The organism is Streptomyces sp. IMTB 2501, from assembly GCF_001953885.1.
GTDB lineage: Bacteria > Actinomycetota > Actinomycetes > Streptomycetales > Streptomycetaceae > Streptomyces.
This window is the reverse complement of sequence record NZ_MQUS01000002.1, coordinates 346,027-359,961: the sequence shown is the minus strand read 5'-3', so window position 1 is coordinate 359,961 and position 13,935 is coordinate 346,027. Positions and strand designations below refer to the sequence as shown.

Genomic DNA, 13,935 nt, shown 5'->3' with positions numbered 1-13,935 from the left:
TCGGTCTTTCACCCCGTCGAGCGACACTGTTATCGAACTGCATGTAAAGCAACTGAATGATCGCTTAACAGGTATATAGCGGGCGCAGGGTATGGCACCCGGTGCCGTGGCGCTCGTCCAGAGGCGGCCCGTCCGGGCCCCGCTTATGGTGATCCGAAGGGCGCCGTCCCCGGTCCGCGACAGGCGTCCCGGGAGGCGAACGATGCTGGCCAAGCTGTCCACACGGCCCGCCGTGCGGCGCTCCGCGGGTACCGGAGCCCTTGCCCTGGCGCTGCTCGGAGCCGGGCTGCCCGCCGCCTCGGCCGACCCGCCACAGCCCGGCCTGACCCGCTTCTACCAGCAGAAGGTGACCTGGACGGCCTGCAAGGGCTCCGACGCCCCGAAGGACCTCCAGTGCGCGAAGGTCACCGTCCCGCTCGACTACGCCCGGCCCCGCGCCGGCACCCTCGACGTGGCGCTGGCCCGCTATCAGGCCACCGGGAAGAAGCAGGGCTCGGTGCTGCTGAACTTCGGCGGGCCCGGCGGTGCGGGCATCCCCGAACTGGCCGCCGACGGCAGGGAGTTCATGGACCTGACCAACGGCTACGACGTGGTCACCTTCGACCCGCGCGGCGTCGGCCGCTCCTCGCCCGTCAGCTGCGGCGAGGGCAGTGACGAGGCCTCGCAGGCGACGGACGACGAGGCCGACCTCAGTCATCCCCGGACGCTGCTCGCGCGGTTGCGCAAGGCCGCAGACGAGTGCGCCCGGCACTCCGGCCCCGTACTGCCGCACATAGGCACCGTGAACGCCTCCCGCGACCTGGACGTCATCCGCCAGGCCCTCGGCGACAAGAAGCTCAACTACCTCGGCTTCTCCTACGGCACACGGCTCGGCGCGGTGTACGCGGCGCAGTTCCCGCACAAGGTCGGGCGGCTCGCCCTCGACGGCGTGGACACCCTGACCGAGCCGCTGTCCGAGCAGGGGGTGGCCGGCGCCGAGGGGCAGCAGACCGCGCTGGACGATTTCCTGGACTGGTGTACGACGGACGTCGCCTGTCCGTTCGGCCAGGACCGGCGGGCGGCCGAGGACCAGGTGATCCGGCTGGTGCGGTCCCTCGACGCGAACCCGGTCCCGACGGACTCCGGCGGCTCGTTCTCCGGACAGGACCTGGTGGGCGCCGTCGGGCAGGCCCTCTACAGCAAGCAGCTGTGGCCCCCGCTGGAGCGCGCCCTGGCCTCACTGGTCCAGGACGGAGACACACGGGGCGTTCTGAACTTCGCCGCCGGGGGTGCCGACCCGTCCGGCGCGACGCGAAGCGGGAACGGCGCTCTGGTCGATCCGCAGGACGTGCCGCCGGACAACCTGCCGGCCGCACTGATGGCGATCAACTGCGCCGACGACCCCGACCGGCCCGACGCGGCACAGATCACCAAGGACCTGAAGAACCTCCAGGCCACGTACGAGCAGGCCTCACCGGTCTTCGGCCGCTACCGGCTGACCCAGCTGCTCATGTGCTACGGCCGCCCCAAGGGCACCGACTTCATCCGCGACGAGGTGAAGGACGTCCACTCGGCGAACATGCTGCTCGTGGGCACGCGTGGCGATCCGGCGACGCCGTACCGGTGGACCGTGGAGACGGCCGCGCGGCTCGGCCCGTCGGCCGTGGTGCTCGACAACAGGGGTGACGGCCACACCGGATACACCTCCTCCAAGTGTGTGCACCGGAAGGTCGACGACTTCCTGCTGTACGGTTCCCTGCCGCCGAGCGGCAGCTCCTGCCCGGCTGACGGCACCGAGGGGGGCGGCATCACCAACTCCGCCGACTGAAGACCGTGCGGGCGCAACCGGGTCACGAGCACGAATCCGGCACAACCTCACGCCTCTCCCGGCCGTCACACCAGGCAGGCGCCCTTCGGCCGCCGCACTCCGTACATGCCCGTGACAGGGGAAACCACCATGCGCATCCGTGCCGCCCTCGCCGTTCCCGCCGCCTCGGCCGCCACGGCGGTCCTGCTGCTGGCCGCGCCGCAGAGCCAGGCCGCCACGGGCCAGGGCGGGCCCGTCCGCTGTTCCGAGAAGGCCCTGACGATGCGGGCGAAGGCCGTGGCCGGCGATTCGACCGTGCTGCGCGTCAGCGTCACCAACGGCGGCGCCCGCACCTGCCTGGTCGACCGGGTGCCCACGGTGACCTTCGGGAACCTGGACGGCGCCGCGCTGCCGGCCCCGGCGGGCGGCACCGGCGGTCAGCGGCTCGCGCCGGGCCGGGCTGCCTACGCCGACGTCCGGACCATCGGCGACCCGGCGGACCCCGAGGCCCGCCGGGTGCACACCGTGACCGTGGCCGCCTCGGCCGCGCACCGGGGCCGCTCCTTCACCGCCGACCGGCTCGGCACCGGGAAGCAGGTCCTGGTGTGGGAGCCGGTGACGACGTGGTGGCAGCCCACGCCGGCGGCCGCGGACCGGGCCATCGGCCTCAGCTGAGGTTCACCTCGGGCGAGTAGGCGTCGAGCCACTGCGCGAGGTCCAGGGCGCGCTCCAGCCCGCGCCGCTCCGCCTGGCTGCTGATCGGCGCCTCGCGTTCGGCGGCCGTGCGGAGCCGGTCGCGGTCGACGAGGTCGAAGACCCGGTGGGAGGGCCGCGAGAGCAGGTCCTTGACCTGGCCCTGGAGGGCGCGGGCGTACTGCGGGTCCTGGGTGGACGGGTACGGGCTCTTGACCCGGTCGTACACCGAGCGGGGCAGGACGTCCGCGGCCGCCTCGCGCAGCAGGCTCTTCTCCCGGCCGTCGAAGGACTTCAGCGCCCACGGGGCGTTGTAGACGTACTCGACGAGCCGGTGGTCGCAGAACGGAACCCGGACCTCCAGGCCGACGGCCATGCTCATCCGGTCCTTGCGGTCGAGCAGGATGCGGACGAACCGGGTCAGGTGCAGATGGCTGATCTGCCGCATCCGGTACTCGAAGTCGCTCTCGCCGTCGAGCCGGTCGATGCCGGCGACGGCGGTGCGGTAGCCGTCGGCGATGTAGCCCTCCAGGTCCAGGGACTTGGTGACGTCGGAGCGCAGCACGTCGGAGTCGTCGCCGAAGTCGCGGCCGAAGCGGACCAGCCAGGGGAAGGTGTCGGCGCGGCGCGCCTCCTCGTCGAAGAACTGCAGATAGCCGCCGAAGACCTCGTCGGCCGACTCGCCGGACAGGGCCACCGTGGACTTCTCCCGGATGGCACGGAAGAGCAGCAGCAGCGAGGCGTCCATGTCGCCGAAGCCGACCGGCAGGTCGCGGGCGCGGATCACCCGCTCGCGCACGGCGGGGTCGGCGAGGGACTCCGGGTCGAGCACGATGTCCTGGTGGTCGGTGTCGGCGAGCTTGGCCACGTCGTGCACGAAGGGCGTGTCGGGGGTGCCGCGCAGTTCGTCGGCTATGAAGTTGTCGGTCTGGCCGACGAAGTCGACGGCGAAGCTGCGTACCCGCTCGCCCTGCGCGGCGAGTTGCCGGGCGGCGATAGCGGTCATCGCGGAGGAGTCGAGGCCGCCCGAGAGCAGGGTGCAGCGCGGGACGTCGGCGACCAGTTGGCGGCGCACGATGTCGTCGAGCAGCGAGCGCACGGTGGTGATGGTGGTGTCGCGGTCATCGGTGTGCGCACGGGTCTCGAGGCGCCAGTAGACGCGCGTCGACAGGCCCGAGCGGTCGACGGTGACGACCGTGCCGGGTTCGACCTCGCGCATGCCGTCCCAGATCCCGTGTCCGGGCGTCTTGATCATGACGAGCAGTTCCCGCAGCCCGTCCAGCGTGACCCGGCGGCGGGCCAGCGGGTTGGCGAGGATCGCCTTGGGCTCGGAGCCGAACAGGACGCCGTCGGCAGTGGGGTAGTAGTAGAAGGGCTTGATGCCCATGCGGTCGCGGATCATCACGAGCTTGTCGCGGCGGCCGTCCCACACGGCGAACGCGTACATCCCGTTGAGCCGTTCGGCGACCGCGTCCCCCCATTCGAGATAGCCGTGCAGCACGACCTCGGTGTCGGAGTCGGTCGTGAACCGGTGGCCGCGCCCTTCGAGTTCGCGGCGCAGTTCGGTGAAGTTGTACGCCTCCCCGGAGTACACCATCGCCAAGGTTCCCTCAGGGGTGTCGAGGGACATCGGCTGACGGCCGCCGGGGAGGTCGATGATCGCGAGTCGGCGGTGGCCCAGGGCGGCCGGGCCCTGGGTCCAGGTGCCGCGGTCGTCCGGACCGCGGCAGGCCATCGTCTCGGTCATCGCATGCAATGTCGTGGCCTCGGTCGTCAGGTCACGGTCGAAGGAGACCCATCCGGTGATGCCGCACATGCGTTGCCTCCTGCCTCCGGCTGGCGGCCGGCTCCGGCGCTCACCTGGGCTTTCACGGGTGAACCGCGGTCCGGCCGGCAAACCAGTTGTAACTAGCACCTATATGACCAGCGTCCGTCGGTTGCCCCAGGCAGTCAACTCGGCCGTAACACGGGGGACGCAACCACCCCCATGGTTTCGGCCGAGTTTTGCTTACGCGAAATCCTGTGAAGCCCGCACCACCGGGCCTGCGCCGTCACGAACCGGCCAGATGCAAAAACTTCACCAAGCGTTGCATGGTTCAGACCTTTTCGCTCACAAACCGGTCCAGCACGGCCGTCAGCTCGGCCGGCTTCTCCAGCGGCAGCTCATGGCCCGCGTCGAGGATGCGCACGACCGCGTCCGGATAGGCCCTGGCCATCCGCAGCATCTGCCGCACGGGCAGCTGGACGTCGTGGTAGCCGTGCACCATCAGCGTGGGCGTGCGGATCTCACCGGCCCGGTCGAGGACGTCGAAGGCACGCATCGCGCCGTACAGCGTCATCACGACCTCGCGCGGGGTCGCGGCGGAAGCCCGGATGTGCGCACGGATCTCCTCGCGCGGGTAGCCGGGCGCGAAGGCGCGCTGGATGTTGGCGGCCACGAACAGCCGGTACGGCACCAGGGTGGAGACGGCCATGAGCAGGCCCCGGCCACGGCTGTACGTCATCCGGGCGATGGAGCCCACCAGCACCATCCGCTCCACCCGCTCGGGGTGGGCCAGCGCGATGGTCTGCGCGATCATCCCGCCCATCGAGTGACCGACCAGCACGAACCGTTCGACCTCCAGATGGTCGAGCAGGGCGAGCACGTCCCGGGCCAGCTCCGCGACCGTGCGCACCCCCGCACCGGTGCTCTCGCCGTGCCCGCGCAGGTCCAGCCGGATCACCCGGCGTCTTTCGGCGAAGTGCGCGATCTGGTGGTCCCAGCGGTGCCGGTTCGCGGTCCAGCCGTGGACGAAGACCAGGGGCACCTCAGGTGCGTCACGGGGACCTTCGTCGTCGTACGTCAGCGCCGCTCCGTCGACTTCGAGCTGCGGCATGGGGGCCTCCCTGGGTGCGTTGCGGTGCGGTTACTGACGGGTACGGTAACCGGCCGCACGGCGCCGCGTCACCGCCTCCGACCGGGGAATTCAGACGGCGGGCGGGGTCCGGGACACCCCGAATGCCGTACGCGTGAATCCGCCCTATCGTGCTGTCATGGAGCACGCACTGAGTCCCGCGACCCTGGCCGAACTACGGCGCCCGCGGCCCTACCCGGCGGTGTCCGTGCTGACCCCGACGCACCGCCGCGAACCGGAGAACGGGCAGGACCCCGTCCGGCTGCGCAATGTCGTCACCGAGGCACGCAAACGCCTGGAGGCCGATCCCGGCGTCACCCGTGAACGGCGCGCCGAGATCGAGAAACAGCTGGACCGCGCGCTGGCGGAAGTGGATCTGGCGCACGCCGAGGACGGCCTGGTGATCTTCGCCGCCCCCGGTGAACACCAGGTCTGGTCGCTGGCCCGCACCGTCCCCGAGCGGGTGGTCTTCTCCGACACCTTCCTCACCCGCAACCTGGTCTCCGCGCAGGCCGCCGAACGGCCCTTCTGGGTGCTGTCGGTCTCCGCCGACCGGGCCACCCTGTGGAGCGGTGGCCCCGACCGGGTCGTCGAGGAGCACTTCGGCGGCTTCCCGCTGGTCCGCGGCCAGGAGAACTTCGACGCCGAGCGGCAGATGCAGATCGGCGACCAGCCGAGCACCTTCAGCGACGAGGCCACACGCCGGTTCCTGCGCGAGGCGGACACCGCGCTGGGCGCGGTCCTGCGCGAGCAGCCCCGCCCGCTCTACATCACCGGCGAGCAGGCCGCCCTGTCCCTGCTGGACGAGGCCGGCAGTGTCGCCAGGTCCGCCGTCCACGTCCCGCGCGGGGGCCTGGCCCACGCCGACCCCAACGCCGTGTGGCAGGCCCTGCGCCCCGTGCTGGAGGACGAGGCCCGCAAGGACACCACCTCCGTCATCGACGAACTGACCTCGGCACGCGGACACAAGGCCTTCGCGGCCGGGGTGGACGAGCTGTGGCAGAACGCCCGGGAAGGACGGGTCCGGCTGCTCGCGGTCGAGGAGAACTACCGCACGACCGTCCGCGACGACGGCGACCACCTCGTGCCGGCCGCACCCGGCGACCTGGACGCCCGCGACGACATCGTGGACGAGATCGTCGAGCAGTGCCTCGAGACCGGCGCCGAAGTCCGCTTCGTTCCCGACGGCTCGCTGGGCGACGCGAACGGGATCGCGGGGGTTCTGCGGTACTGAGGCGCCCCCGGCGGCGATCCCCAGGCAGCGCTCCCTGCGCCGCGTACGCTACGGCGTGATCGTCGGCGTAGGGAGCGCACACATGGGTGACCTGCTGGGAGTGGCGGTACTGGGTGCCGGACACATGGGGGCCGACCACATACGACGTCTCGATCAAGTGGTCAGCGGAGCCAAGGTCGTGGCGGTGGCCGACCCCGATGTCGAGCGGGCGAAGGAAGCCGCGGCCGGCATCGAATCCGTCACCGTGCATCAGAACCCCGTCGCCGCACTCGACGCGCCCGGTGTCGCGGCCGTGCTGATCGCCTCCCCCGGCCCGGCCCATGAGGACGCGCTGCTCGCCGCCTTCGCCCGCGGGCTGCCGGTGCTGTGCGAGAAGCCCATGGTGCCGGACTCCACCGGTGCGCTGCGGGTCGTGGAGGCCGAGGCACGGCTGGGCCGCCGGCTGGCCCAGATCGGCTTCATGCGCCGCTACGACGCCGAGTACCGCCGGCTGAAGTCGCTGCTGGACGGCGGCAGTCTGGGCCGGCCGCTGATGCTGCACTGCACCCACCGCAATGTCTCCTCGCCCGGCGACTTCACCAGCGCGATGCTGATCAACAGCTCGGTCTCGCACGAGATCGACGCGGCCCGCTGGCTGCTGGGGCAGGAGCTGACGGCGGTGACCGTGCTGCGTCCCACGCCGTCCACGGACGCCCCCGAGGGCCTGCTCGATCCGCAGTTCGTGCTGTTCGAGACCGAAGCGGGCGCCCTCGTCGACGTCGAGGTCTTCGTGAACTGCGGCTTCGGCTACCAGGTGCGCTGCGAGGCCGTGTGCGAGAGGGGCAGCGCCCGGATCGGCGCCGAGCACGCCATGGTGGTCACCACGGCCGGCGGCGCCCGCGAGGAGGTGGCACAGGACTACCTCGTCCGCTTCGACGACGCCTACGACCGCGAGGTGCAGGCCTGGGCCGACGCCGCCCGGCGGGGCGAGGTCACCGGTCCGAGCGTCTGGGACGGGTACGCGGCGTCCGCCGTGGCCGAGGCGGGCGTCCGGGCGCTGGAGAGCGGCGGCCGGGTGACCGTCGGCCTGGCTCCGCGCCCGGACCTGTACGCCGGCCTCAGCCGCTGACGCCGGCGGCGCCCGTCTCCAGGCGCCCGGTGAACCGGCGCGACCAGGTCGCGTCGGAGTCGACGGTCACCGTGAAGTCGTACCAGCCGTTCTGGTAGGCGACGGCGTTGAAGAAGTCCTCCGTCGAGCCACCCGCGGCCACGGGGTAGGTCCAGGGACCGTCACCGCGGTAGTGGTTGGAGGTGATGGTGAACTTCACCGGCGACGAGCCCGAGTTGGTCATCTTGAAGTAGATCGCGAGCTTGCCGGTGCCCGGCTCGACCGCGTACCGGGTGCTCACCTCCGCCGACTTGCCCGCCTTGGTCGCGTCGCCCTGGAAACGGCGCAGGAAGCGGTTGGGGCCGACCATGGTCAGGTCGTACTTGCCGCCGCCGAAGCCCGTGCCGATGTTGAAGAAGTCGGACGCGCTGCCGCCCGCGTCGACCGTGTACTGGAACGGCGTGGTGTCACGGTAGGCGTTCGGGTGGATGGAGAAGTGGGCCGCCCGGGAAGCCGGCGCGCCCTGGTTGGTCATGGTGAACCAGGCGAGGATCTTGCCGGCCGCGCCGAACTCCAGGTGGTCCAGGTAGCCGCCCGGCTGGTACGGCAACGCGCGGGACGGGCGGGTGCCGGGCTCCTGGGCGGGCAGGGCGTTGTCCGTCGGCACCGGGTTGGGCAGCGGGCCGCAGGTGTCGATGCCGATGACGCTGGTCGCGGGCAGGGAGACCGGACCGTAGACCGGGTTGGCGAAGTCGAAGACCCCGGTGAGGTCGCCACTCACCTTGCGCCGCCAGTCGCTGATGTTGGCGCACCCGGCGGGCTTGCCGAGGGCTGCGGTCCAGGTCTCCAGGAAACGCAGTACCGAGGTGTGCTCGAAGACCTCCGAGGAGACCCAGCCACCGCGCGTCCAGGGCGAGATGACGAGCATCGGGACCCGGAAGCCGAAGCCGTACGGTACCCCGTTGAGGAACTCCCCGGCCGTATCGGCGGGCGGCGCCGGCGGGGGCACATGGTCGAAGTAGCCGTCGTTCTCGTCGTAGTTGAGGAACAGGACGGTCGAGTCGAAGACGTCCTGGTCGGCGGCGAGGGCCTGGTAGACGAGGTTGACGAAGTGGGCGCCGTCGCCGGGAGGGGCGTACGGGTGCTCGGAGAAGGCCTGGTTGGGGACCACCCAGGAGACCTGCGGGAGGGTGCCCGCGAGCACGTCGGCCTTGATGGCGGCGGCGATGTCGTCGGGGGTCGAGCCGGTCACCTTCGGCACCGAGGACATACCGCGGTCGTACAGTGGGTCGCCCGCCTTGGCGTTCGCGAAGTTCTTGAAGTACGCGCAGCCGTTGTCACCGTAGTTGTCGGCCGCGTTCTGGTAGACCTTCCAGGTCACCCCGGCGGCCTGCAGCGCCTCGGCGTAGGTCTGCCAGGTCAGGCCGGACTCGTCGCCGCCGTCGTAGCTGGAGGAGTCGACCTTGCCGCTCCACAGGTAGGTGCGGTTGGGGCCGGTCGCGCTGAGCGTGGAGCAGAAGTAGGCGTCGCAGATGGTGTAGTTGTCGGCGAGAGCGTAGTGGAAGGGTATGTCGGAGCGGTCCAGGTAGCCGAGCGAGCGGACGTTGCCGACGCCGGAGACCCAGTTGTCCATCCGGCCCTTGTTCCAGGCGGAGTGCTGTGAGGACCACGAGTGCGGCAGGTCGCCGTTGCACTGGGCGAGGGTCTCGCCGTCCTTCCCGCCCGCGTCCGGGGTCGCGCTGAGCTTCCAGGGGTACTGTCGGCCCAGCCCGTTCGGCTGATTGAAGACCGGGAAGCCGCCGCTCAGGGTGATGCCGCTGCGGTCGTCGAAGCCGCGCACGCCCTTCAGCCGGCCGAAGTAGTGGTCGAAGCTGCGGTTCTCCTGCATGAGGATCACCACGTGCTGCACGTCCTTGATCGTGCCGGTCGCCGTGGTGGCCGCGGCCGCGTCGGTGCGGGTGCCGGCGCCCAGCGCCACACCCGCCGCCACGGATGCGCCGAGTCCCACGAAGCCTCTTCGGCTGATCGGTGTCATTGGCCCCGTCCTCGTCACCGGAGTGCCCCTGCGGCACACCGCGCGCCAGGGTGCCCGCGGTGATGGTCAGGGTCCAGACCGATGCGGTGAGGCGAAGGTGAACAAGAGTCAAAGTCGTCCGGGAGTTCCCTCACACCCCGCCGAACAGGGCGCTCAGCCCGCGCTCCACCACCCCGGACAGATCCTCCTGCCCGGCCGGCACCATCGCGTAGGTGCGCAGCAGGAAGCGGCGCAGCGCGGACGCGGGGAACTGGAGCAGGGCCAGTCCGTGCGGCGAGTGGAACTCCAGCACCGTGCGCGTACGGCCGTACGGCCAGATCTGCACGTCCCCGTGGCCGGCCGGGGCCCGCAGCCCCTGGTCGAGCAGGGAGCGCGCGAAGACCCAGCTGACCTCCTCGCCCTCCAGCGCGGCCTCGGCCGGGAAGTCCACGAAGACGGCCAGCGGATCGTCCGTGGAGTAGCGCAGCGTGGCCGACACGGGAATCTCCTGGTCCTCCGCGGTGATCAGCCGGGCCTGGGCGGACTGTGCGACAGTGATGGCATCCATGCCTTTATGGACTCCGCGAAGGCACTTCACATGCCGCCAAATCCGGTCAGAGTTCGACAGGTACAAGACGGTCAGGGCGCACGGGAACACAGGAGCGACGAACATACGGATGAATGCCCTGCACACGCGACCCGCTTGAGGCAACTCCCGTAGGGCCTCTACGACTTGGCACCCGAAACGCGTACGCCATGCGCGTACGGGGATCACTCCGGGGAGACTCTGGCATATGCCGGAAGCACCACCGTATCGTGTGTTGCCAAATCCCTTACGGGGCGTCGCGGGCTGTGCAACAGTCGTAACCGGTCCCTCGTCCCCCCTGCCGTATCGTCCCCTCCGGAGTGCGTCATGCCGTCCCCTGTCTCCGCGGACCGCTCTGCCACCCAGCCACCCGGACGCGGCTCGGTCGAGGCGCTGATCACGCAGACGCGGCGACTCAAGGGCGACGTGGACGCCGTACGGCGGGACGCCCAGAGCGACGGTTCGGACCCGGAGGAACGCTGGCAGCGCGCCCTGTACGACCTCGCGCTGCACCAACTGGACGACCTGGACGCCCACTTGGCCCAGCTCCGGGACGGCCCGCACCCCGAGCCGGCCGATCCTGCCGAACCCGCCGGGCTGCTCGCCGTCCGGCCCGCGCCGGCCCCCGCCCCCAGCGACTCGCTGCTCAGCCGCGTCGGCAGCGCGGAGTGGGACCTGCTGACGGACGCGGCGACCTGGTCCGGGGAGCTGTACCAGATCCTCGGCCTCGACCCGGACGCCCCCGCCCTCACCCTGGACGAACTGCCCTCGCTGGTCCTGGACGAGGACCGGCCGAAACTGACCGCGATGGTGACGGACTGCCTGGTCGACGGCAAACCCATCGACGGCGAGTTCCGTGTCGTACGGCCCGAGGGCACCGTCCGGGCCGTGCACATGATGGGCGAACCCGTGCTCGGAGCCGACGGCGGCACCGCCTCGATGTGGGCCGTGCTGCGGGACGTCAGCGAACTGCGCCGCTGCCGGCGGACGGTGCACGAGACCCGTGACTCGCTGCAGCGTCAGCGCCGGCAGGAGCAGGCCGAGCACCGGATCGCGACCGAGCTGCAGGAAGCCGTGCTACCGCCATGGCGCGGCTCCCTGCGGCTCCCGCACCGGGGCCCACGCACCCTCGACCTCGCCGCCCACCGCCTCCCCGCGGCCACGGACACGCTGATCGGCGGCGACTGGTACGACGCGCTGGAACTCTCCGACGGTGAGACCCTGCTCAGCGTCGGCGATCTCACCGGGCACGGGGTGTCCGTCGCCTCCGGTATGGCGATGCTGCTCGGCGCCGTGCGCGGCATGGCGCTGGCCGGCACCCGGCCCGGTGAACTGCTCGGCATGCTCAACCAGTTACTGGACGCCACCGTGCAGCCCGCCCTCGGCAGCGCCGTCTGCTGCCGCTACCGGCCCGCGACGCACACCCTGGTCTGGGCGCAGGCAGGACACCCCGCCCCGCTGCTGTACCGCGACGGGACGGGGCGCCTGCTGAACGCACCCGACGGCGTCCTGCTCGGCGCCACCTCGGGCGCCGTCTATGGACAGGCCGAGGTGACCCTCGAACCCGGTGACCTGCTCCTGCTGTACACCGACGGACTGGTGCCGGGGCACAGCCCGACCGCGGCCGTCGACCGCCTGCTCGACCTCGCCCCACGGTTCCGAGCCGCGCGCACGGCGCAGGACAGCGTACGGACGCTGGTCGAGGAGTTCGGCGGCGCCGGACGCGAGGACGACGCGTGCGTGCTCGTCGCCAAGGTCACCGCGTGAGCCGGACCATGAGTTGTCGAGGCAGTGGGAGCTGTTGAAGTTGTCCAGGCAGTAAGGGCTGTTGAAGTCAGCCGCTGCACAGGCCCCGTGCCTGTGCGCTTACGCCTGTGCGGTGCCCGCGCCCTTGGCCCTCGGCTTGGGCAGGGCGAGCCGGATCTCCTCCCGCAGTTCATGGATCTTCGGATAGCCGGCGTACTCCGCGGTCAGCCGGTACATCTGCCGCAGCCGGTCCCAGGTGCGACGGGAGGAGTTCGAGCCCATCGACATCAGGGCCAGCCGGGCATAGCGGTCGGCCTGTTCGGGGTCGTCGGCGAGGAAGCAGGCCGACGCCATGGACAGATGGTCGAAGATCTTCGATCGCTCCCGCCCGTCGACGCGCAGGGCGAGCGCCTTCTCCGCGTAGTACTGGGCGTGCGCGGCCTCGCTCGGGTCGTACTCCGCCAGCGTGCGGTAGGCGAGGGCCTGCATGCCGTACAGGTCCTCGTCCTTGAAGGTCTGCATCCAGTCCAGTGGTTCCGCCTCGCCCCGGCAGGCGACGAACATGTCCTCCGCCTGCCCGAGGGTACGGCGCATGGCCTGCCCCTTGCCCATCGACGCCTGCGCCCAGGCCTCGATGGTGTGGAACATCGCCTTGGTGCGCGGCTGCAGACCGTCGCCGGCGCCGGACTGGGCGAGCTTCATCAGGTTCAGTGCGTCGTCGGGCCGGCCGAGGTGCACCATCTGCCGGGCCGCCCGGGACAGGGCCTCACCGGCGCGCGGCCGGTCGCCGCCCTCACGGGCGGCATGAGCGGCGATGACGAAGTACTTCTGGGCCGTGGGCTCCAGGCCGACGTCGTGCGACATCCAGCCCGCGAGGACGGCGAGGTTGGCGGCGACGCCCCACAGGCGGCGCTGGAGATGGGGTGGATGGTGGTAGGCGAGCATGCCGCCCACCTCGTTGAGCTGGCCCACGACCGCCTTGCGCTGAAGCCCGCCGCCACGGGCCGCGTCCCAGGCGCGGAACACCTCGACCGAGCGCTCCAGTTCCTCGATCTCCTGCGACCCGATGGGGGCGGCCTCATAGCGGTCGAACCCAGCGGGGTCGGCGTGCAGGGGGTCGTCGAGGACGGGGGCGTCGGCCTTCAGGGCCGGGTCGGTGTGCAACCAGTCGTACATGGCGCTGCTGAGTGCTGATCCCGCGGCGAGCGCGGCACCCGCGCCCACCAAGCCGCGTCGGTTGAGCATGAGGTCCATTCCCGTGAATTCGGTGAGGACCGCGGCGGTACGTTCGGGCGCCCACGGCACGCCGTCGGGATGTTCCTCGATCCCGTCGCCCTGCCGTCTTCCCGCACGCCCGTGCCGCACCAGACCGAGGTCCTCGATGGTCACGACACGGCCGAGACGCTCGGTGAACAGGGCCGCCAGCACCCGCGGCACCGGATCGCGCGGGATCTCTCCCATGTCGATCCACCGCCGCACCCGGGAGGTGTCGGTCGACAACTGGGGGTGGCCCATGGCCGCCGCCTGCTTGTTGACCAGCCTCGCGAGTTCACCCTTGGACCAGCCGGCCAGGCCGAACAGGTCCGCCAGGCGGGTGTTGGGTTGTCCGCTCACGTCAAGCCCCCAGGTTCTCGGCTGAGTTGACAGTAGCCCGGTAGAAGTTGCCGGGCGACTATTCGCCAGGGTTCGCCAGGGTCCGCCAGATGGTGTGCCACGGGGCATCGGGTGTCGAGTAGGAACGCGCCACCCCGACCCGGTCGCCAACTCAGTACGACAGGTGCATTCCCCAGGGTGCACCCCGGCGGCCGGGCCGGGCAGGCGCGCGCTCGCAGTGCATGCGAACGGAGTACGGACTCCCCCGAGCACCGGTCTCACGCATGCGCGCCGAGCACGGA

10 protein-coding genes are annotated in these 13,935 nt (G+C 71.0%); 5 read left to right on the top strand and 5 right to left on the bottom strand.

Annotated elements, in window-relative coordinates:
* The first annotated feature begins 202 nt into the window (after positions 1–202).
* Both AV521_RS05830 and AV521_RS05825 read left to right on the top strand, forming a co-directional pair.
* A complete protein-coding gene (locus tag AV521_RS05830; protein ID WP_076084372.1) occupies positions 203–1,807 on the top strand; it encodes an alpha/beta hydrolase in 1,605 nt (534 codons plus the stop codon).
* Between the two features lie 129 nt (positions 1,808–1,936).
* Positions 1,937–2,461 carry a DUF4232 domain-containing protein gene (locus AV521_RS05825; protein ID WP_076084369.1) on the top strand — a complete coding sequence of 175 codons (525 nt, stop codon included), beginning with the start codon at positions 1,937–1,939 and terminating at the stop codon, positions 2,459–2,461.
* Here the strand turns inward: AV521_RS05825 and asnB are convergent.
* The gene (gene asnB, locus AV521_RS05820; protein ID WP_076084366.1) at positions 2,454–4,295 is read right to left on the bottom strand and encodes an asparagine synthase (glutamine-hydrolyzing); all 1,842 of its coding nucleotides are present in this window, start codon (positions 4,293–4,295) and stop codon (positions 2,454–2,456) included. The genes AV521_RS05825 and asnB overlap by 8 nt on opposite strands.
* 280 nt (positions 4,296–4,575) lie before the next feature.
* Positions 4,576–5,355, bottom strand: coding sequence for an alpha/beta fold hydrolase (locus AV521_RS05815; protein WP_076084363.1), 780 nt, complete (start codon positions 5,353–5,355; stop codon positions 4,576–4,578).
* A gap of 157 nt (positions 5,356–5,512) precedes the next feature.
* Here AV521_RS05815 and AV521_RS05810 point away from each other — a divergent pair, with 157 nt between their 5' ends.
* Both AV521_RS05810 and AV521_RS05805 read left to right on the top strand, forming a co-directional pair.
* A complete protein-coding gene (locus AV521_RS05810) occupies positions 5,513–6,607 on the top strand; it encodes a chemotaxis protein (protein ID WP_076084360.1) in 1,095 nt (364 codons plus the stop codon).
* Between the two features lie 82 nt (positions 6,608–6,689).
* Positions 6,690–7,715: a Gfo/Idh/MocA family protein gene (locus AV521_RS05805; protein ID WP_076084357.1), complete on the top strand. Its 1,026-nt coding sequence runs from the start codon at positions 6,690–6,692 to the stop codon at positions 7,713–7,715.
* Here AV521_RS05805 and AV521_RS05800 read toward each other — a convergent pair.
* Complete coding sequence (locus tag AV521_RS05800) at positions 7,705–9,729, bottom strand: phosphocholine-specific phospholipase C (protein WP_076084354.1); 2,025 nt, start codon at positions 9,727–9,729, stop codon at positions 7,705–7,707. The genes AV521_RS05805 and AV521_RS05800 overlap by 11 nt on opposite strands.
* A gap of 130 nt (positions 9,730–9,859) precedes the next feature.
* The gene (locus tag AV521_RS05795; RefSeq protein ID WP_076084351.1) at positions 9,860–10,276 is read right to left on the bottom strand and encodes an SsgA family sporulation/cell division regulator; all 417 of its coding nucleotides are present in this window, start codon (positions 10,274–10,276) and stop codon (positions 9,860–9,862) included.
* Positions 10,277–10,621: 345 nt separating this feature from the next.
* Here AV521_RS05795 and AV521_RS05790 point away from each other — a divergent pair, with 345 nt between their 5' ends.
* Positions 10,622–12,061: a PP2C family protein-serine/threonine phosphatase gene (locus tag AV521_RS05790; RefSeq protein WP_076084348.1), complete on the top strand. Its 1,440-nt coding sequence runs from the start codon at positions 10,622–10,624 to the stop codon at positions 12,059–12,061.
* A 99-nt stretch (positions 12,062–12,160) separates the two neighbouring features.
* On the opposite strand, the gene AV521_RS05785 is transcribed toward AV521_RS05790, so the two are convergent.
* A complete protein-coding gene (locus tag AV521_RS05785; RefSeq protein ID WP_076084345.1) occupies positions 12,161–13,654 on the bottom strand; it encodes a hypothetical protein in 1,494 nt (497 codons plus the stop codon).
* Positions 13,655–13,935: the final 281 nt, after the last annotated feature.

Bases quoted from the DNA above. Each gene is read 5' to 3' on its own strand.
- AV521_RS05830 (WP_076084372.1), top strand. From the start codon at position 203: ATGCTGGCCAAGCTGTCCACACGGCCCGCCGTGCGGCGCTCCGCGGGT.
- AV521_RS05825 (WP_076084369.1), top strand. From the start codon at position 1,937: ATGCGCATCCGTGCCGCCCTCGCCGTTCCCGCCGCCTCGGCCGCCACG.
- asnB (WP_076084366.1), bottom strand. From the start codon at position 4,295: ATGTGCGGCATCACCGGATGGGTCTCCTTCGACCGTGACCTGACGACC.
- AV521_RS05815 (WP_076084363.1), bottom strand. From the start codon at position 5,355: ATGCCGCAGCTCGAAGTCGACGGAGCGGCGCTGACGTACGACGACGAA.
- AV521_RS05810 (WP_076084360.1), top strand. From the start codon at position 5,513: ATGGAGCACGCACTGAGTCCCGCGACCCTGGCCGAACTACGGCGCCCG.
- AV521_RS05805 (WP_076084357.1), top strand. From the start codon at position 6,690: ATGGGTGACCTGCTGGGAGTGGCGGTACTGGGTGCCGGACACATGGGG.
- AV521_RS05800 (WP_076084354.1), bottom strand. From the start codon at position 9,729: ATGACACCGATCAGCCGAAGAGGCTTCGTGGGACTCGGCGCATCCGTG.
- AV521_RS05795 (WP_076084351.1), bottom strand. From the start codon at position 10,276: ATGGATGCCATCACTGTCGCACAGTCCGCCCAGGCCCGGCTGATCACC.
- AV521_RS05790 (WP_076084348.1), top strand. From the start codon at position 10,622: ATGCCGTCCCCTGTCTCCGCGGACCGCTCTGCCACCCAGCCACCCGGA.